Below are 19,481 nucleotides of genomic sequence, written 5' to 3' on the forward strand. Positions count from 1 at the left end.
ATTGTGTCCTACTGCATTCAATTATCTCCAGCTGCCTTCTGCTGAAGAGCGAACCACAGCACAAAAAAAAGCAAGGTCTCGTTTGACTTTTATCGAACCGGTGATCTTATTATTTTGAGGGGAGCTTTTCCGAAATATAACGACAAAAAAAATCCGGCTGGAAGGCCGGATTTTAATTCGTTGTAAGTTTATCTTATAGAGTCTTGGCGACTTCAATCTCGTGGAAGGCTTCTACCATATCTCCAATTTTAATGTCATTGTATCCTTCAATGTTCAGTCCGCACTCATAACCTTTGGCCACTTCTTTCGCATCGTCTTTAAAGCGTTTCAATGATCCGAGTGTTCCGGTGTAAATTACAATACCATCGCGGATAAGTCGTACTTTGTTGTTTCGGTTAATTTTGCCATCGCGGACAAGACAACCGGCAATTGTTCCAACTTTAGTGATTTTGAAGGTTTCCATGATTTCTGCAGTACCCAAAATCTCTTCTTTGATGTCCGGAGAAAGCATCCCTTCCATCGCTGATTTAATTTCGTTGATCGCATCGTAGATGATTGAGTACAAGCGGATATCCACTTCTTCTTTCTCAGCCAGCTTACGAGCCTGCATACTTGGACGAACCTGGAATCCAATCACAATCGCATCCGATGCCGTGGCCAGCATAATGTCTGACTCAGAAATGGCACCTACGGCTTTGTGGATTACATTAACCTGAATTTCTTCGGTTGACAATTTAATCAGCGTGTCCGAAAGTGCTTCGATAGAACCATCCACGTCACCTTTTACAATCAGGTTCAGTTCCTGGAAGTTTCCAATAGCAATCCGGCGTCCGATCTCATCCAGCGTAATGTGTTTCTGCGTACGTAACCCTTGCTCGCGTGCCAGCTGCTCACGTTTGCCGGCAATTTGACGGGCTTCGCGTTCATTTTCAAAGACATTGAATTTATCACCTGCCTGAGGAGCACCATCCAATCCAAGGATGATTACCGGCTCTGAAGGGCCAGCTGATTCAATACGTTGGTTACGCTCGTTAAACATGGCTTTAATGTGGCCGTAATATTTACCGGCTAACATGATGTCGCCTTGGTGCAGCGTTCCGTTTTGAACAAGTACCGTAGCCACATAACCCCGTCCGCGGTCAAGCGATGACTCGACGATGGTTCCGGACGAACGCTTGTCTTTGTTTCCTTTCAGTTCCAACATTTCGGCTTCCAGCAATACTTTTTCCAGCAGCTCGTCGATATTCGTACCATTTTTCGCAGAGATTTCCTGACTTTGATATTTACCGCCCCATTCTTCAACGAGGAAGTTCAAATTGGCCAGACCTTCTTTTATTTTGTCGGGATTGGCACCCGGCTTATCAATCTTGTTAATCGCAAAAACGATGGGCACACCAGCAGCTTGCGCGTGGTTAATGGCCTCTTTGGTTTGCGGCATGATGTCGTCGTCAGCGGCAACAATAATAATCGCAATATCAGTTACCTGTGCACCACGGGCACGCATAGCCGTAAAGGCTTCGTGACCTGGAGTATCCAGGAAGGTGATCATCCGGCCGTCTTCTAGGCTTACGTGGTACGCTCCGATGTGCTGGGTAATTCCTCCTGCCTCACCGGCAATTACGTTTGCGTTACGGATGTGGTCAAGAAGCGATGTTTTACCATGGTCAACGTGTCCCATTACGGTAACAATCGGTGCTCTTGGGTGTACTTCATTGGGTTCATCATCTTCTTCAACACCATCGAGGATGTCGGCGCTGACAAATTCTACTTCGAATCCAAACTCTTCGGCTACGATCGACATGGTTTCCGCATCCAGACGCTGGTTGATGGAAACAAACAATCCGAGGCTCATGCACGAAGAAATAACTTCGGTGACACTCACATCCATCATGGTTGCCAATTCAGAAACCGATACAAATTCGGTTACTTTCAGAATTTTTTGTTCTGCACTTTCTCTTTCGTGGGCTGCTGTAGCCTTGTCGCTTGCTGCTTGTCGTTTATCACGACGATATTTTGATCCTTTTGATTTCTGTTTTCCAGAAGTCAGACGGGCCAATGTATCTTTAATCTGCTTTTGTACATCTTCCTCGCTAACCTCTTTCTTAATGATTTTGCGTTTTCCTTTACCGCCTTGCTGTTGCAAGCGTCCGCGCTGTGGTTGGCCTTGTTGTGCTTGTCCGGGTTTGGTTACCGTAATACGTGAGTCGGAATCTTTTTGGATGCGGCGACGTTTTTTCTTTGCGTTTTGTGCGCTGGCATCGCTCGAAGAAGCCACTGGCTTTCTCTTTTTAATCTCGATTCGACCAACAACGTTAGGTCCTGAGAGCTTTTCAACCCGGGTTTTTATTTCATTATCCTGACCTTTGCCCTGCTCCGGACTGGTCTGGCGTTTTTGCTTTTCTCTTTCCTTGCGTTCGTCTTCTTTTTGTTTTTTTGTCTTTTTCGTCGGACGCGTTTTCTGGTTGATTGACGAAAGGTCGATTTTACCGACTACTTTGATTTCATCAACTTTCGGAACATTAGTCTGAACATCTTCAATTGATTCAGCTTTTGTTTCTTCTTTTTCCGTTTTCTCGGGCTTTTGCGCTGCTGTTTTCTCTTCCTTCTTCACTTCTTGAACAGGCTTGGGTTCTTCTTGTGCCGGTTTGGGTTCAACTGGCTTGCTTTCCTGAGCTAATGGTGCTTCAACAGGTTTTTTTTCTTCCTTGGCTTGGGCTGGCTTTTCTTCTTCTTGTTTCTGGTCCCCTTTTTTGATAATGGTTGGTTTTCCCTCCCGCTTTTTGGGCTGAATACTGTCCAAATCAATTTTGCCAAGCACCTTGGGGTGTTCAACTTCAGATTTCTCTTCTGCTTCTTTTTCTTCTTTCGGCTGAGGTTTTGGTTCAGGCTTGGCTTTTGGTGCTTCCTTTTTAGGCGGATTCATATCCTTGATCCGAACTTCTTCCACTTCCTCTTCTTCCTCGTCGTGATCAGAGTCTTCTGAATAGGCGTCAGTATTTTCAAGCGAAATAGATTCGTTTTTACTACGGTGACTCATCAGGTTGATCTTTTCTGACTCTTTTTTCAGCGTGATGTCACTCTTATACTCTTTCTCGAGCATGTGGTATGCATCTTCTGAAATTTTAGAGTTCGGATTTGAATCAATGTCAAATCCTTTTTTATGCAGAAACTCCACGATTGTGCTCGTTCCCACATTAAACTCTCTTGCTACCTTACTAAGTCGCGTACTTTTTTTGCCAATTGCCATATACCCAATCTATTTTTTTGTCTTTTTTTAAATTTTGCGCAAAAAACTATGCAATTTTAAATTCAATTTATTTAAATGCCAATAGTTTAATGTTAATTGTTTTTGATTACTCAAACTCGGAACGCAAAATCTTTAATATGTGATCAATTGTTTCTTCTTCTAAATCTGTCCGTTTAATCAGATCATTACGGCTAAGACCCAACACGTTTTTCGCGGTGTCGCAGCCAATCGATTTTAATTGATCCAAAATCCAAGCGTCAATTTCGTCTGAAAATTCTTCCAGATTTACATCTTCATCGTCTGTTGCCATTTCACGATAAACATCAATTTCGTAGCCGGTAAGTTGGCTTGCCAGGCGAATGTTTAGTCCTCCTTTACCAATAGCCAGAGATACTTCATCTGGTTTTAAGTAAACATCGGCACGTTTGGTGTCTTCGTGTAGTTTGATGGACGATATTTTTGCCGGATTTAATGCCCGTTGAATAAACAACTGAACATTGGCAGAGTAATTGATCACATCAATATTCTCATTTCTTAGTTCACGAACAATGCCGTGAATACGGGATCCTTTCATGCCGACGCAAGCGCCTACTGGATCAACCCGTTCATCATATGATTCAACTGCTACCTTCGCACGTTCGCCGGGAACCCGAACAATCTTCTTAATGGTAATCAGACCATCAAAAATTTCAGGAACTTCTAACTCGAACAAACGCTCGAGGAAAACAGGTGAAGTGCGAGACAGGATAATCAAAGGGTTGTTATTGCGCAGTTCTACTTTGTAGACCACGGCTCTCAGGTTATCGCCTTTGCGGAAATAATCTGATGGTATCTGTTCTGTTTTGGGAAGGATTAATTCGTTGCCTTCGTCATCCAATACAAGGATTTCCTTTTTCCAAACCTGGTAAACTTCTCCGGTAACAATGTCACCAATTTTACTTTTATATTTACCGAAGATATGGTCTTTTTCCAACTCCAGAATTCTGCTGGCCAGGTTTTGACGCAAGTTTAAGATTGCTCTTCTCCCAAAGTCTTTCAATTTGACCTCGTCAGTTACTTCTTCACCAACTTCGTAGTCATCATCAATTTTTTTAGCTTCAGAAAGCGTGATTTGGGTGTTCGGATCTTCAATGTCGTCATCCTCTACGACCTCACGGTTGCGCCAAATTTCAAAGTCGCCCTTGTCGATATTGATAATGATGTCGAAATTCTCGTCTGTTCCGTATGTTTTTTGCAATACATTGCGGAAAACGTCTTCAAGAACGCTCATCATGGTGACCCGGTCAATATTTTTCAGGTCCTTAAATTCGGAAAAGGTATCGATAAGATTAATCGTATCCATCTTGCGCTCGTTTTAGAATTTTATAATGTTTTTAACTGTTTTTGCGTCACCAAACGCTATACGATGAAGGCGGGTGATTAGTTGCTTTTTTTTATGCCCTTCCACTTTCTCGCGTTTGCTTGTCTCTAATTCAAATCCATCCTGATCAGCCGATTTTAGCTCTCCTTCCAGTTTCTCACCGGTGTTCAGAACAACTTCCATCTCTTGGCCGATGTTTTTTACAAACTGGCGATAGACTGTTAAGGGTTGTCCTAAGCCGGCAGATGCGACCTGTAGTTCAAAATCGTCTTCTTCGCGATCTAAACTTCCTTCAACCAAACGGCTTATCTGAACGCAGTGATCAATTGTAATACCGCTCTCGCTATCCAGGGATACCTTGATTTGGTTACTTGGAGTCACTTCCAGACTTACGATAAACTGGTCTTCACTTAGTTTATCTTCAATGAGTTGTGTGATTTTATTTTTATCAATCATAAATTGCGACTAATAAAACAGGGGACTTTGGGGTCCCCTGCAAACGGTCTATCTTCCAATTGTCAGCGCAAAATTAGCAAAAGGAATCCAAATCTCAAAATGTGGAAGTTAATGATCATCAGTTAATACGTGTTTCCAAAGAGTACTAGCATGCCTGCCTGACAGTAAGGAATGAAAAAGTTTCTTATTTTTGTTGATAACGCATTTGAAAAAACCTTATTATTAGATTGAAAACAAATAAAAAGAAGATCATCAATGATCCGGTTTTCGGATTCATCTCCATTCAATCCGAGTTTATCTATGATTTAATAGAGCATCCGTTTCTTCAGCGATTGCGGCGAATCAAACAGTTAGGACTCTCTAGTATTGTCTTTCCGGGGGTTAATCATACCCGATTTGAGCATGCGATTGGCGCTGTTCACTTGATGGGCTTGGCAATTTCTAGTCTGAAAATGAAAGATGTCGATATTAGCGATGAAGAAGCCGAAGCGGTGACCGCGGCGATTTTGTTGCACGACATTGGGCATGGCCCGTTTTCGCATGCCTTGGAGCACTCGCTGGTTGAAGGAATTTCGCACGAAACAATTTCGCTGTTGATGATGGAGGAGCTGAACCGACAGTTCGATGGTCAGCTGGCAATGGCTATCTGTATATTTAAAGATGAGTATCCGAAAAAGTTTTTACATCAGTTGGTAGCCAGTCAGCTGGATATGGATCGGCTGGATTACCTTCGGCGAGACAGCTTTTTTTCGGGAGTGACCGAAGGGACAGTTGGTTCGGATCGAATTATTAAAATGCTGAATGTGCGCAATGATGGCTTGGTGGTTGAATACAAAGGAATCTATTCCATCGAAAAATTTCTGATCTCACGGCGTTTGATGTATTGGCAGGTGTATTTGCATAAAGCAGTTTTGTCGGCCGAGCATATGTTGGTGAAAGTGCTTCGAAGGGCAAAGGAGTTAGTTATGAGTGGCGTCGATGTGTTTGCTACGCCCGCACTGCACGTTTTTCTTCAGCATGAAATTACTATGGACTGTTTCGCGAAGCAGACATTTGCCGAACAGCAAAGCTTGCTTGAACTCTTTGTCGAACTGGACGACAGTGATCTTATTCTGGCTATGAAGCAATGGCGGCATCATGATGATAATATTTTGTCGTACTTGGCCGGAGCTGTTATTAATAGAAAATTGTTTCGAGTGAAGATTCAAAATTCACCTTTTTCAACGAAAGCCATTTCAGAACTGGAGACGGAGGTTATGAATCGCTGGGGAATCGCTGAAGATGAGTTACATTATTTTCTGATTCGAGATTCAATTACTAATTATGCCTATATTCAAGGGAGTGATAAAATTAATATTTTAATGAAGAACGGGGACGTAAAGGAGATTAATGATGCCTCTGATGTTAACCTTTCTAGCTTGCTTCAGACGGTAAGTAAATATTTTGTCTGTTATCCGAAAGAATTGGACATTAAGTAATTTAAACCTATTTTTGCAGCGCGCCAAGAAAGAATATATGGAATTTAAAGCACTAAATATAGCTGATTTCCTTCAAGGTACGATTGAAGGAAATGAGCAAGTAAGCGTTAACAATGTATCGAAAATTGAAGATGGAAAACCCGGCACGCTGGCTTTTCTTGCTAATCCCAAATACGAAAGATACATTTATGAAACGGAGGCATCAATTGTTTTGGTTAATAAGAATTTTAAGCCAGAACAGCCTGTAAAACCCACTCTTATTCGGGTGGAAGATCCTTACGAGGCTTTTGCCTCTTTGTTGGAGTTGTATGAACAAGCTAAGCAAATGAAGCAAGGCATTGAGCAGCCTTCTTTTATTGATGCATCAGCTACCGTTGGTTCCGAAGTGTATTTTGGAGCCTTTGCTTACCTCGGACAAAATTCAAGCCTTGGCGACAATGTCAAGATTTATCCGCAAACATTTATTGGTTCTGGTGTAACGATTGGAGACAATACGATTATTTATGCCGGAGCAAAAATATATGATGGCACCGTAATCGGAGCCAACTGCGTTATTCATGCCGGAGCGGTTATTGGTTCCGATGGCTTTGGCTTTGCACCTAAGCCCGATGGATCATATAAAAAGATTCCGCAGGTTGGGAATGTCATTTTGGAAGATGATGTTGAGATTGGAGCGAACTCCACGATTGACTGTTCAACGATGGGGTCGACGATCATTCGCAAAGGAGCCAAATTAGATAACCTGATCCAGATTGCCCACAACTGTGAGGTTGGGGAAAATACGGTAATGGCCGCTTTGGTTGGAATTGCCGGATCAACGAAAGTTGGAAAAAATTGCATGTTTGGAGGCCAGGTTGGAATTGCCGGCCACCTAAACATTGGAGATGGTGTAAAAATAGGTGCCATGGCAGGGGTGACCAACAATATTAAAGCGGGGCGTACGGTCCTCGGAGCACCTGCGATGGATCATGATCAAGCTTTGAAATCCTATGTAGTTTATAGGCGTCTGCCCCAAATGCGGAATCAATTGATTGACCTGCAAAAGGAAGTAGCGGAGCTGAAATCGAAATTAAACGAAGAATAAGTTTTAGAAAACGACTTGGTAATGATAATGATGCAAAAAACTTTAGCCCGTGAATTTTCATTGAGCGGCAAAGGATTACATACAGGAGTGCAGGTTAATATGACTTTTAAGCCAGCTCCTGAAAATTACGGATTTAAATTTCAACGAATCGACCTTGAAGGAGCCCCTGTTTTAGAGGCTGACGCCTGTCTGGTAGTCGATACTTCCAGAGGAACGGTAATTGGCAAGGACGGAGCCCGTCTGAGTACGATCGAACATGCCTTGGCTGCACTTACGGGTATGGACCTGGATAATGTCCTGATTGAGATTGACAATGAAGAGGTCCCAATTTTGGACGGAAGCTCCAAGCTGTTTGTTGAAGCGATTGAAGAAGTAGGTGTTGTTGAGCAAAATGCCGAGCGGGAGTATCTTGAAATTACCGAGAAGATTGTCTATAAAGACCCTGAATCGGGTTCGGAAATCATTGCCTTGCCCGATAGTGAATACAACTTGAATGTGATGATCTCATTCAATTCGCGGGTGCTGAGTAATCAGTTTGCCAGTATGGAAAGCCTGGCTGATTTCAAAAAGGAAGTAGCTCCATGCCGCACGTTTGTTTTTGTGCGTGAATTGGAGTTTTTACTGCAAAACAACCTGGTTAAAGGAGGTGATATGGATAATGCCATTGTCATTATGGACAAGGAGATTAGCCAGGAGGAACTCGACCGTATCGCCGATTTATTTAATCACGACCGTATCGAAGTTCAAAAGGAACAGGGAATTTTGAATAACCTGGCTCTTCAGTTTGAGAATGAATGTGCCCGTCATAAATTGTTGGATGTAGTTGGCGATCTATCTTTGGCCGGCCGTCGGATAAAAGGGCGCATCATTGCGACCAAGCCCGGTCATAAAGCAAACACTGAGTTTGCCAAGTTGCTGAAAAAAGAAATTAGAAAAAACGAAGTAGCGAAAGCGATCCCTCAATATGATCCTAAACAAGAACCTTTGATGTCGGTGAACGATATCAGATCGTTTCTTCCTCATCGGTTTCCATTTTTGTTGGTTGATAAAATCATGGAGATCAAAGATGATTGTATTATAGGGGTGAAAAATGTGACTGTCAACGAGCCGTTTTTTCAGGGACATTTCCCCGAAGAACCCGTGATGCCGGGGGTACTGCTGATTGAAGCGATGGCCCAGTGCGGCGGTCTGTATGTGCTGCATGATAAAGAAGAAAAATATTCCACCTATTTCATACGTGTAGATAATGTTAAGTTCAGGAAGAAAGTAGTTCCGGGAGATACCTTGTTATTTCGGATCGAGCTGGTTTCTCCTATTCGTCGCGGAATTGCCAATATGAAGGGACTTTGTTATGTCGGTGATACCATAGTCGCTGAAGGCGACTTTATGGCACAGATTGTAAAAGCTTGAAGAAATTACTGAAAACAATTATTATAAGATGAAACAACCGTTAGCTTACGTGCATGCAGAGTCACAGGTGGCAGAAAATGTGGTGATTGAGCCATTTGTCACAATTGACAAGGATGTCATTATCGGAGAAGGAACTCGTATTGGTTCAAACGTAACCATTATGCCCGGAACCCGGATTGGTAAAAATTGCCGTATTTTTCCTGGAGCAGTTATTGGAGCCGTTCCACAAGATTTAAAATTCAAAGGCGAATATTCTACGGTCGAAATTGGTGATAACACCACTATTCGTGAGTGTGTAACCATCAACAGGGGAACAGCAGCAAGAGGAAAAACAGCGGTTGGGAGTAACTGCTTAATCATGGCCTATGTGCATATTGCGCATGACTGTCTTGTCGGAAACAATGTGATTCTGGTAAATAGCACCCAGCTGGCAGGTGAAGTGGTCGTTGATGACTGGGCCATTATTGGCGGGATGTCAGCGATTCATCAGTTTTGTCATATCGGATCTCATGTAATGATTTCCGGAGGTTCACTGGTGCGTAAAGACGTTCCTCCGTTTATTAAAGCAGGGCGGGAACCGCTTTCCTATGTTGGTATTAATTCAATCGGGCTAAGGCGCCGTAGTTATAACAATGATAAGATTCGGGAAGTGCAGGAAATTTACCGATATATCTATCAAAAAGGACTGAATATCGCACAGGCGGTTGAAATTATCGAGGCTGAAATGTCAGCAACACCTGAACGTGATGAAATTCTTTTATTTGTAAAAGACTCTAAGCGCGGAGTTATTCGTGGTTATTTCCCGGATTGATCTGCGAGTTAAGATATTAAAGAATAAACCCGGTTTATGCCGGGTTTTTTTATGCAACTTTTTGGGGGAGCCTTTGTTGTTATTCCAATATTTTAACGATTTGTAGCCATGAAATTTCGATTACTTGCCTTTGTGCTTTTAATTTCTAATCTAGTGTTTGCTCAGGAACATGATCACGAACATCATCGCCACCACCTTGGAGTTGGGGTGGGAGGTGCAAGTCTGCTTGCGGAGAATGAACAGGCGTTGGGCACACATTTACATTACCTTTATCGCGTTGCCCCACACAGCCGGCTTTCTGTTGGTCTTGGGCTTGAATCGGTGTGGGGTGAGCATACTCACAATACGATTACAGCATTGCTGAACTATAACATCCTTCCACGTTTGTCAGTCAATGTTGGTCCGGGGTATAGTTTCGCAGAGGAAGAAGGCGAATCGCACAAGGCTTTATCCGGTCACCTGGAGCTTTTATATGAGTTCTCTATCGGCGAGTTTCATCTAGGGCCTATGCTAGGGTTTGGCTTCGAGAAGGACGAATCGCATGCCTCTTTGGGGATTCACTTGGGCTTTGGGTTTTAGTTCCTGAGTCAGCCTAAATGATATAAAAAAAATCCGGCTGCGACCAGCCGGATTTTTTTATTGCTCCAACACCAGATGGGCGGAGTGCTTCTTCAATAATTATAACGAGTTATTCTTGATGAAATCGATGATTTCTTGTTGATAACCAAAAGCCATTCCCACTACGGTATCGGCAGCACCGTAATAAACAGCGATTCTTTCGCCATCGTTTAGGGCAGCGCATGGGAAAACTACATTGGGAACATCGCCAGCCAATTCGTATGGCGCAGCAGGAGCCAACAAATAAGGTTGCGTACGGTAAAGTACTTTGGATGGATCTTCCAGGTCAAGCAAAGCTGCTCCCATTGAGTAACGGAATCCGTTGCAGGTATTGATTACACCATGGTAGAACTCCAACCATCCTTCTTCTGTTTTAATTGGCACTGATCCAGCTCCAATTTTAGTACACTGCCATGCACTATTTTCAAAAGGGCTAACCTTCATAACACAGCGGTGTTCACCCCAGTATTTCATGTCGGGGCTGTAGCTAATGTAGATGTCGCCAAAAGGAGTGTGTCCGTTATCGCTCGGACGACTTAGCATGGCGTAGCGGCCATTGATTTTTTCAGGGAAAAGCACTCCGTTGCGGTTGAAAGGCAAGAAGGCACTTTCGCACTGGTGGAATGTTTTAAAATCGAAGGTGTAAGCGATTCCGATTGTTGGTCCGTGGTAGCCATTACACCAGGTTACCCAGTAGCGGTCTTCAATAAAGGTTACGCGCGGGTCATATTTATAGTCCGATTCGATCATTTCGGTATTTCCGGCAACCATTTCGATGGGCTCGTGGTTGATGTCCCAGTTAATTCCATCTTTACTGAATCCGGCAAAAATATTCATTTGAACAGCTTTGTTGTCGCAACGGAAAACGCCGGCAAAGCCGTCTTCAAAAGGAACAACAGCACTGTTGAAAATACTGTTCGAGCTTGGAATCTGGTAGCGTCCAATAACTGGATTTGCAGAATATCTCCACATGACCTCGGTTGAGCCCTCCGGTCTGTTTTCCCATGGCATAGCGGTTTTTGTCTTCATTATTCTATTTTTTTTGAATTATTAAAATTAGTTCTTTTTGTTAGTACGTATTCAGCTTGGGTTGGAGTTGCCAGTTTGCAGCGTTTAAGTCGCCTGTATTAGGCTTTATATTATCAATCTCTTTTTGCCTGTGACATGTCTTCACCTCCAGCCATTTTCGATACGTCTTCTCAATTAAATGATTAAAGTTATACTTTATTCTTCTATTTTTTTCGGTTCCGATTCTTTATTGTCCGGATGGGTGAAAGGAACAAACTTGGCCGCAAAGAATGATGGAATCATGGCGACTAAAATAAATAGGAAGAATGATTTGTAGCCGACTGAATCGCTGATAAAGCCACTAAGCATACTTGGCAACATAAAGCCCAGATTCATAATACCTGACGCAAAGGCGTAGTGAGCCATCTTGTATTTTCCGGGGGCTACCTGTTGCATCATAAATAGCATCAGGCCGACAAATCCGAAGCCATATACAAAGTATTCAATAATGACTGCCGAGCCTATCAGATAAAGGTTTGATGGGCGATACGTAGCCAGCAAGGCGTAAATAATGAATTGGAAGTTGAAAGTGCAAACCAATATAAACAGCGAACGGCGTAAACCGCGTGCGGCAATGAAATAGCCAGCCAGAAGCGAGCCTACAATAAAGGCTGCCGAGCCAAAAACACCATACAAAAGGCCAATTTCTGAAGTGCTTAGTCCAAGTCCTCCATCGGCTACGGCTGCTTTGAAGAATAGCGGTGCAATTTTTACGGCAAAACCTTCCGCAAAGCGATAAATAAGGATAAAGGCAATATACCAGCCAATGTATTTTTTTTGAAAGAATGTTTTCAGCACATCAAGCAAGGTTTGAAATCCTTCTTTTATTGAATGGACCTCGTTGGTGGCATTGCCTCCCGATGGGAGCATGCGCATGTGGTAAAAGGCCAGTAAAACCATAATGGCTCCATAGGTTCCCATCACTATCATCCAGGCATGCATTGCCCCTATCGTTTCTTCCAGAATCCCGGCCAGATAAACCAGTCCTCCGGCTGTTAATACTTTGGCAATATTATAGGAAGCACCTTGCCAGCCAATGTATTTGGCCTGATCTTGTGATGATAGAACGCTCAAGTAAACGCCATCGGTGGCGATGTCGTGTGTTGACCCACTCAGCGCAACCACTGCCAGCAGAGCAATGGAGTAGGTGAAAAAATCATTTAGTGGTAGCGAAAAAGCAACCAATGCAAAGGTAATTCCTGTAACCAGCTGTGTGGCTACAACAAAATGCTTTTTGGTTTTAAACATCTCTAGAATCGGGCTCCATAGAGGTTTTAAGGTCCAGGGCAGAATGATGAGCGATGTCCAGAATGCAATCATCGCATCGCTAATATCAAGGCTTTCGTACATCAATGGTGAAGCCTGATTAATAGCAGCAAAAGGTAGCCCCATTCCGAAGTAAACGGTGGGGATCCAAGCAGCTGGATGGATTTTTTTTAGTTGATTAAAGCGCATGTTCGTTGGTATTTTTTTTGTTTTTTATTTCTCAATTTTCAGTACGCCACCCGAAACAAGCTCTTTGTGGTTGATGAAGTAACGATTCAGCTTTTGACCGTCTTTGCTGATCTTACGAATGTACTCTCCATCTCCTTTGGTGCGAATGATGAGTTCTTTGCCTGGATAGAAATTTTGATCCAGACGGATTTTTACTTCGTCAAAAGCGGGTTGCGCAATGGCGTAATCGGTATCTCCAGGGCATACGGGGTAAAAACCCATCATGCTGTAAACGGCCCATGCAGAAAGTGTTCCACAGTCGTCATTCCCCGGAATTCCTCCTGGCGCATTTTCATAATGTTCATTTAGTAATCGGCTGACTTCTTTTTGTGTGCGCCACTCTTCGCCTTTTACATAGTTGAACAACCACGGATAATGAATGTCGGGTTCGTTGGCAACATCGTAATGTCCGTCATCAAAAATACCTTGCAATTTTTGAGTGAACTTTTTCTTGCCACCCATCAATTTCATCAATCCGTTAATGTCGTGAGGAGCACAAAAGGTATATTGATAAGCATTGCCTTCATGAAAGCCCGGGCTTGGTTCAAAATTCTCTCCTTGTTTCGGATCAAAATCTTTGTAGAAAGAACCATCAGCCATGCGCGGACGAATCATTTGAAACTCGTCTTTGTCGAAGTATTCCTTGTAGCGGAGCGATTGATTTAAGAAACGCTTGTAATCGTTATCTTTTCCCAACGCTTTGGCAAATTGAGCCAGGTTCCAGTCGGCTATGTAGTATTCCAAGGCATGCGATACCGAGTTGTCAAAAGGAGTAGCGTAAGGAATATATCCTTTGGAAAGATAGTCATCAATATCCGGACGCAGTTTGTTTTCGGCTCCTGGGGTAGTTGCCGATTTGTACATGGCTTCGTAAACCGTTTCCACATCAAAGTCCGTTAATCCACGTAGGTAAGTGTCGGTAATCACCGGAATGGCAGGATCTCCTTCCATTACATGGGTTTCGGTGCTGTTAAGTTCCCATTTCGGCAGCCAACCACTTTCTTCATACATCGCAATCATCGAGCGAACCATGTCTAACTGCTGTTCCGGATAAACCAGACTCATCAGTGGGTGGAAGTTCCGGTAGGTGTCCCAAAGTGAGAAAACCGTATAGCGATCGCCTTCTTTAACCTCGCCAATTCCGTAGGATTCCATTAGCGGATATTGCCCATTCGCATCGTTGATGATGTTGGGATGGATTTGCATATGATATAGTGCGGTATAAAATACCGTTTTCTGATCGTCAGTTCCTCCTTTTACAGAAATACGGGAGAGCGCTTCATCCCATTTTCCTTTTGCTGCTGCGCGAGTTTCGTCAAAGTTAAACCCGGGCATTTCGATATCCATGTTTTGTCTTGCATTTTCAATGCTGACATATGAAACAGCTACTTTAACCAGAATCTCTTCATCTTTTTTGGTGTCGAATGTCATGTAAGTGCCAATGCTGTCGCCGGCCATTTGTGCTTGAAATTCAGAATAAAATTTAAAGGCTCCGTCGTTGGAGGACCAGGCTGATTCAGCCTTCATTTGTGGCATCTTTTTCCAGGCTCCAAATGATTTGGCTGGTTTACTGAAGCGGGCCACAAAATAGACGGGGCGCTCTGTGCCGTCGTTGTAACAGAACGTACCTGTCATGCGCCAGCCTTCAATTTCACGGTTGTTTACAATCCGCAGTGCTGCTCCACTTTCGTTGGTTAAGCCGGTTCCCAAATCCAGCAAAATGTTGGATTGTCCTTCCGGGAATTTGAATTTACTTAATCCAACCCGCGCACTTGCGGTTACTTCTGTTGTGATGTCATATTTCTCCAGATAATTGCTGTAATAGCCGGGAGACGCTTGCTGCTTAGTCATTGGTGAGCCATAGGCTTTATTGCTGGCTTCAACTTTCCCAGTAGTAGGCATCAGCAAAATGACTCCTAGATCGGGGCATCCAACACCACTCAGGTTGACATGCGAATAACCCGTAAAAAAATGGTTGTCCCATGAATAGGGTGTCGACCACCACTGGTTGTCCTTGTCCCATTTGTTACTGGCTGATCCGCTAACATTGAAAGGTACGACAGAAGCCATCCCTTGTGGCACCAGGGCTCCAGGATTGGTAGTGCCATAGTTGGTGCTGCCGATAAATGGATTTACCCAGTCGGTCGCAGTTTTTTCTTGTGCGAGGGCTGGATAAATGCTGTTCAAAGCTAAAATGAAAGTCAGAATAGCTAGTCGTAAAACGTTATTAGGCATGGTTATAGAATTTGATATTTTTAAAATGCCAAAGGTAGTTAATTCACTTTTTGTTGGATCGTTTTATATTGAATATGGCAGAGGTGTCAATTATTTTAAAAAGTTTGCTTGCTGTAATGGTTTGTTGGCTAGTTGATTGTGTGTGTTTGGCTTTAGTGTACTTTTTTAATTGAAAATTGCTCGCTGAATCTTTGTTCCATCGTAAATCAAGCCATAGCGCTGGCTTGATCTGATTTCTCGTTTTTTAGGATTAAATAAGTTGAAAGCCAAGGGCAAAAGAGTTATTTTTGCCGTTTAATAAATTTTGAAAGACGGATTATGAAGCGGAAAGTGAGTCAACTATTTTTTACCTTGTTCTTAGTTGTTTTAGTTTTGGGAGGATACCAGTTCTTGGAATCTTCAACCTATCCTGAGCCTGCTCAGGAAACACCAATCAGGCATTATTACAGCTCAGTGGAGGTTCCCGATTCACTCACATTTTGTGGTGAAAAAGTGCCCATGGAGCTTTTTGATGTTTATGAGAGCCTGGACCGGGAATTGCTGGTGAATTCCTATTTTCATTCACAAACTCTGCGGTTTATAAAGATGGCACCACGCTTTTTCTCAATCATCGAGCCCATTTTGAAAAAAGATAGCATTCCCGACGACTTTAAATATCTGGCTTTGGCCGAGAGTGGTTTTAATCCCAGCGCTGTTTCTCCTGCTGGCGCTGTTGGCTTTTGGCAGTTTATGAAAGGTACGGCGGGCGATTATGGTTTGGAGATTAATCGGGAGGTAGACGAGCGTTATCACATCGAAAAATCGACGCATGCGGCCTGTGCCTACTTGCACGAGTCGTACGCTAAATATGGCAACTGGACTATGGTTGCCGCTACCTACAATGCTGGGCGAAATTTTGTAGGCCGCCAAATCGAACGCCAAAAAGAAACCAATTACTACGATCTGTTGTTAGGAGAAGAGACCAGCCGGTATGTGTTTCGTATTTTAGCACTGAAACTGATTATGGAAGACCAACGGAAGTACGGTTTTGAGGTGAATGAAGGCGAGTATTATCCGCTTTGGAATACCAAAACCATTGAGCTTTCAGGCCCAGTCACCAACTTTGCCGATTTTGCTCAGGAGCATCAGACGAACTATAAAATACTAAAAATGCTTAATCCGTGGTTGCGCGAGGCCTATCTGACTAATTCAAGAGGGAAAACCTATGAGATTAAATTGCCGGCAGAAGGATTCAGATCAATTACAAAGTAATGCCCATGCAGAAAACAGAAACAGCCGTTCTGGAAGAAGAACGCTTAGAAAATGAAGACAAGGTTGTGGTGCTCGGAGCACGTGTACACAACCTCCAAAATATAAATGTCGAGATTCCACGAAACCAACTCACGGTTATTACGGGCCTGAGTGGGAGTGGAAAATCTTCGCTTGCATTTGATACGATTTATGCTGAAGGTCAGCGGCGGTACGTCGAAACATTTTCGGCCTATGCCCGGTCGTTTCTTGGAAATATGGAACGTCCCGATGTGGATAAAATCACAGGACTTAGTCCGGTTATTTCTATTGAGCAGAAAACCACCAACAAAAATCCCCGGTCAACGGTTGGAACAGTCACTGAAATTTATGACTTTCTGCGTTTGCTATATGCGCGGGCGGGTGAGGCTTTTTCCTACGAAACAGGGGAGAAGATGGTGAAATATACCGATGACCAAATTCTGAAACTGATTCAGGAGAACTTTTCAGGGAAACGGATTTTGGTAATGGCTCCGCTGGTGCGTGGCCGAAAGGGACACTATCGGGAGCTTTTTGAGCAAATACGGCGTAAGGGTTTTTTGTATGCCCGTATTGATGGAGACGTGAAAGAACTTGTGCCAAACATGAAAGTTGACAGGTATAAAAATCATTTCATTGAGGTGGTTGTCGACCGGCTGGAAGTTGAACCGGAAAGTATGAAACGGCTGAAGGAGTCGGTTCATACAGCCATGACCCAGGGACATGGGATTATTTTGGTTATGGAGCACGACTCTGATAATATGAAATATTACAGCCGACAGTTGATGTGCCCTACATCTGGTATCTCATATGCAGAGCCGGCACCGCATAATTTTTCATTCAACTCTCCACAAGGTGCTTGCCCGCGGTGTAATGGTTTAGGTCAGGTGGCCGAAATTGATCTGGAGAAAATTATTCCCGAACCAGATAAAAGTATTGCTAAAGGCGGAATCGCGCCACTTGGACTGCAGAAAAACACACTTATTTTCTGGCAGATAGAGGCATTGGGCGAAAAGTATGGGTTTGATCTGAAAACACCCGTAAAAGATATTCCGGAAGACGGCTTGACCGCTGTGCTCAATGGAACCAATGAGCGCATTCAGTTGAAGAATTCACCGCTAGGAAGTTCGGTGAATTACATGATGAGTTATGAAGGGGTTATTAAATACATCAACAATCAGCGGGATGATAATCCATCGAAAAAGGCGAAAAAGTGGGCTAATCAATTTATTAAAGAACGCTCTTGCCCCGATTGCAATGGACTGCGCTTGAAAAAGGAATCGCTTTATTTCAAAATTGACAATCGGAATATTTCAGACGTGGCTAAACTGGATATTAGCGAACTCAGTATGTGGTTGCAGGATTTGGAGGAGCGGTTAACCGATCGGCAGCGTAAGATTGGTACAGAGGTGATTAAAGAAATTCGTGACCGTGTCAGTTTTCTGATTGATGTGGGACTTGAATACTTGTCACTTGACCGGACTTCACGCACGCTTTCGGGTGGCGAATCGCAGCGCATCCGACTTGCGACCCAAATCGGTTCGCAACTGGTTAATGTGTTGTATATTCTGGATGAACCCAGTATTGGTTTGCATCAGCGGGATAACCTGCGTTTGATTCATTCGTTGCAGAAACTGCGTGATACCGGAAACTCGGTTATCGTGGTCGAGCATGATAAAGACATGATGCTTTCGGCTGACTATATTGTTGATATGGGCCCGTTTGCCGGAAGACATGGAGGGGAAGTGGTGGCTGCCGGTACGCCCGACGCACTACTGAAGGCCAATACGCTGACCTCGAAATACCTGACGGGCCAAAATCAGATTGCCATTCCAGAGGTTCGTCGGCCGGGAAATGGTCAAACCATTAAGCTAAAAGGTTGTTCGGGCAATAACTTAAAAGAGGTGAGTGTTGAATTTCCGCTGGGAAAATTAATTTGCATTACCGGGGTGTCTGGCAGTGGAAAATCCAGCCTGATCAATGGAACGTTACAACCCATTTTAAGCCAGCATTTTTATAAATCGGTGAAAGATCCGTTGCCCTACCTAAAGATGGAAGGGCTGAAAAATATCGACAAAGTGGTTCAGGTAGATCAATCGCCTTTGGGGCGAACGCCACGATCAAACCCGGTGACTTATACTGGTGTTTTCTCCGACATTCGAGCCTTGTTTGCTCAGTTGCCAGAGGCTAAAATTCGGGGGTACAAACCAGGGCGCTTTTCCTTCAATGTAAAAGGAGGACGCTGTGAAGACTGCCAGGGTGGCGGACTGAAACTGATTGAGATGAGCTTTTTGCCCGATGTGTATGTGCACTGCGATACCTGCAATGGAAAGCGCTATAACCGCGAGACACTGGAAGTACGCTACAAAGGGAAATCTATTGGCGATGTCTTGAATCTGACGATTAACCAGGGAGTGGATTTTTTCGAACATTTGCCATCCATCGCCCATAAACTGAAGACACTGCAGGAAGTTGGTCTGGGCTACATAACTCTGGGGCAGTCATCAACCACCTTGTCGGGTGGCGAGTCGCAACGGGTTAAGCTGGCAACCGAGCTAGCTAAAAAAGATACCGGCCAAACGCTCTATATTTTGGATGAGCCTACGACTGGTCTTCATTTTGAAGATATCCGGGTTTTGCTTGAAGTGTTGAACAGACTGGTAGATCGGGGCAACACCGTGATTGTGATTGAACACAACTTGGATGTGATTAAGGTTTCTGACCATATTATAGACCTTGGGCCAGAGGGTGGTAAAGGTGGAGGACAGCTGCTTTGCGCCGGAACACCGGAGGAGGTTGTGAAAAACCGAATGTCGTATACCTCCATGTATCTGAAAAAAGAGTTAGCTTTATAGCTGTCAGCAACGAAAAAGTTTCATGGCCGAATGATCAACGAGCAGCAATGAGGATTAAACAGATATTGTAAGCTTATTTCTTTTGGTTTAATCGGCGAT

The 19,481-nt window shown here is 43.6% G+C and carries 13 protein-coding genes; 7 read left to right on the forward strand and 6 right to left on the reverse strand.

The genetic code is table 11. The features are described 5' to 3' along the window. Nucleotides 1-193 precede the first annotated feature (193 nt). The 3 genes from infB to rimP all read right to left on the reverse strand — a co-directional run bounded on the left by infB (nt 194) and on the right by rimP (nt 5,063). On the reverse strand, nt 194-3,247 hold the full coding sequence (gene infB / locus ACUNWA_RS02650) for a translation initiation factor IF-2 (RefSeq protein ID WP_445590331.1): 3,054 nt from the start codon (nt 3,245-3,247) through the stop codon (nt 194-196). Between the two features lie 106 nt (nt 3,248-3,353). Further along, on the reverse strand, nt 3,354-4,589 hold the full coding sequence (gene nusA / locus ACUNWA_RS02655; protein ID WP_445590332.1) for a transcription termination factor NusA: 1,236 nt from the start codon (nt 4,587-4,589) through the stop codon (nt 3,354-3,356). A 12-nt stretch (nt 4,590-4,601) separates the two neighbouring features. Further along, nucleotides 4,602-5,063, reverse strand: a complete 462-nt coding sequence (rimP, locus tag ACUNWA_RS02660) for a ribosome assembly cofactor RimP (RefSeq protein WP_445590333.1) — start codon at nt 5,061-5,063, stop codon at nt 4,602-4,604. A 227-nt stretch (nt 5,064-5,290) separates the two neighbouring features. Between rimP and ACUNWA_RS02665 the strand changes: the two genes are divergently transcribed. From ACUNWA_RS02665 to ACUNWA_RS02685, 5 genes are all read left to right on the forward strand, one after another. Further along, nucleotides 5,291-6,541 carry an HD domain-containing protein gene (locus ACUNWA_RS02665; RefSeq protein ID WP_445590334.1) on the forward strand — a complete coding sequence of 417 codons (1,251 nt, stop codon included), beginning with the start codon at nt 5,291-5,293 and terminating at the stop codon, nt 6,539-6,541. 37 nt (nt 6,542-6,578) lie between these two features. Further along, nucleotides 6,579-7,625, forward strand: a complete 1,047-nt coding sequence (gene lpxD, locus ACUNWA_RS02670; protein ID WP_445590335.1) for a UDP-3-O-(3-hydroxymyristoyl)glucosamine N-acyltransferase — start codon at nt 6,579-6,581, stop codon at nt 7,623-7,625. Nucleotides 7,626-7,646: 21 nt separating this feature from the next. Beyond that, on the forward strand, nt 7,647-9,035 hold the full coding sequence (locus ACUNWA_RS02675; protein WP_445590336.1) for a bifunctional UDP-3-O-[3-hydroxymyristoyl] N-acetylglucosamine deacetylase/3-hydroxyacyl-ACP dehydratase: 1,389 nt from the start codon (nt 7,647-7,649) through the stop codon (nt 9,033-9,035). A gap of 28 nt (nt 9,036-9,063) precedes the next feature. Further along, entirely contained in the window at nt 9,064-9,846 is a 783-nt protein-coding gene (gene lpxA / locus ACUNWA_RS02680) for an acyl-ACP--UDP-N-acetylglucosamine O-acyltransferase (protein ID WP_445590337.1), read from the forward strand. 108 nt (nt 9,847-9,954) lie between these two features. After that, complete coding sequence (locus tag ACUNWA_RS02685) at nt 9,955-10,425, forward strand: hypothetical protein (RefSeq protein ID WP_445590338.1); 471 nt, start codon at nt 9,955-9,957, stop codon at nt 10,423-10,425. Between the two features lie 99 nt (nt 10,426-10,524). Here the strand turns inward: ACUNWA_RS02685 and ACUNWA_RS02690 are convergent, their stop codons facing one another. The 3 genes from ACUNWA_RS02690 to ACUNWA_RS02700 form a co-directional block, all read right to left on the reverse strand. Further along, on the reverse strand, nt 10,525-11,493 hold the full coding sequence (locus ACUNWA_RS02690) for a glycoside hydrolase family 130 protein (RefSeq protein WP_445590339.1): 969 nt from the start codon (nt 11,491-11,493) through the stop codon (nt 10,525-10,527). Nucleotides 11,494-11,688: 195 nt separating this feature from the next. Next, nucleotides 11,689-12,987: an MFS transporter gene (locus tag ACUNWA_RS02695; protein ID WP_445590340.1), complete on the reverse strand. Its 1,299-nt coding sequence runs from the start codon at nt 12,985-12,987 to the stop codon at nt 11,689-11,691. Nucleotides 12,988-13,011: 24 nt separating this feature from the next. Further along, nucleotides 13,012-15,261, reverse strand: coding sequence for a GH92 family glycosyl hydrolase (locus ACUNWA_RS02700; protein WP_445590341.1), 2,250 nt, complete (start codon nt 15,259-15,261; stop codon nt 13,012-13,014). Between the two features lie 318 nt (nt 15,262-15,579). Between ACUNWA_RS02700 and ACUNWA_RS02705 the strand changes: the two genes are divergently transcribed. Continuing rightward, nucleotides 15,580-16,512: a lytic transglycosylase domain-containing protein gene (locus ACUNWA_RS02705; RefSeq protein ID WP_445590342.1), complete on the forward strand. Its 933-nt coding sequence runs from the start codon at nt 15,580-15,582 to the stop codon at nt 16,510-16,512. Next, nucleotides 16,512-19,382 (forward strand): excinuclease ABC subunit UvrA, encoded by a 2,871-nt coding sequence (gene uvrA / locus ACUNWA_RS02710; protein WP_445590343.1) that lies wholly within the window; start codon nt 16,512-16,514, stop codon nt 19,380-19,382. Before ACUNWA_RS02705 ends, uvrA begins: the two co-directional genes overlap by 1 nt. Nucleotides 19,383-19,481: the final 99 nt, after the last annotated feature.

The organism is Sunxiuqinia sp. sy24, assembly GCF_052677165.1.

Bases quoted from the DNA above. Each gene is read 5' to 3' on its own strand.
- ACUNWA_RS02695 (WP_445590340.1), bottom strand. From the start codon at position 12,987: ATGCGCTTTAATCAACTAAAAAAAATCCATCCAGCTGCTTGGATCCCC.
- uvrA (WP_445590343.1), top strand. From the start codon at position 16,512: ATGCCCATGCAGAAAACAGAAACAGCCGTTCTGGAAGAAGAACGCTTA.
- lpxD (WP_445590335.1), top strand. From the start codon at position 6,579: ATGGAATTTAAAGCACTAAATATAGCTGATTTCCTTCAAGGTACGATT.
- infB (WP_445590331.1), bottom strand. From the start codon at position 3,247: ATGGCAATTGGCAAAAAAAGTACGCGACTTAGTAAGGTAGCAAGAGAG.
- lpxA (WP_445590337.1), top strand. From the start codon at position 9,064: ATGAAACAACCGTTAGCTTACGTGCATGCAGAGTCACAGGTGGCAGAA.
- ACUNWA_RS02705 (WP_445590342.1), top strand. From the start codon at position 15,580: ATGAAGCGGAAAGTGAGTCAACTATTTTTTACCTTGTTCTTAGTTGTT.
- rimP (WP_445590333.1), bottom strand. From the start codon at position 5,063: ATGATTGATAAAAATAAAATCACACAACTCATTGAAGATAAACTAAGT.
- nusA (WP_445590332.1), bottom strand. From the start codon at position 4,589: ATGGATACGATTAATCTTATCGATACCTTTTCCGAATTTAAGGACCTG.
- ACUNWA_RS02690 (WP_445590339.1), bottom strand. From the start codon at position 11,493: ATGAAGACAAAAACCGCTATGCCATGGGAAAACAGACCGGAGGGCTCA.
- ACUNWA_RS02685 (WP_445590338.1), top strand. From the start codon at position 9,955: ATGAAATTTCGATTACTTGCCTTTGTGCTTTTAATTTCTAATCTAGTG.
- ACUNWA_RS02700 (WP_445590341.1), bottom strand. From the start codon at position 15,261: ATGCCTAATAACGTTTTACGACTAGCTATTCTGACTTTCATTTTAGCT.
- ACUNWA_RS02675 (WP_445590336.1), top strand. From the start codon at position 7,647: ATGATAATGATGCAAAAAACTTTAGCCCGTGAATTTTCATTGAGCGGC.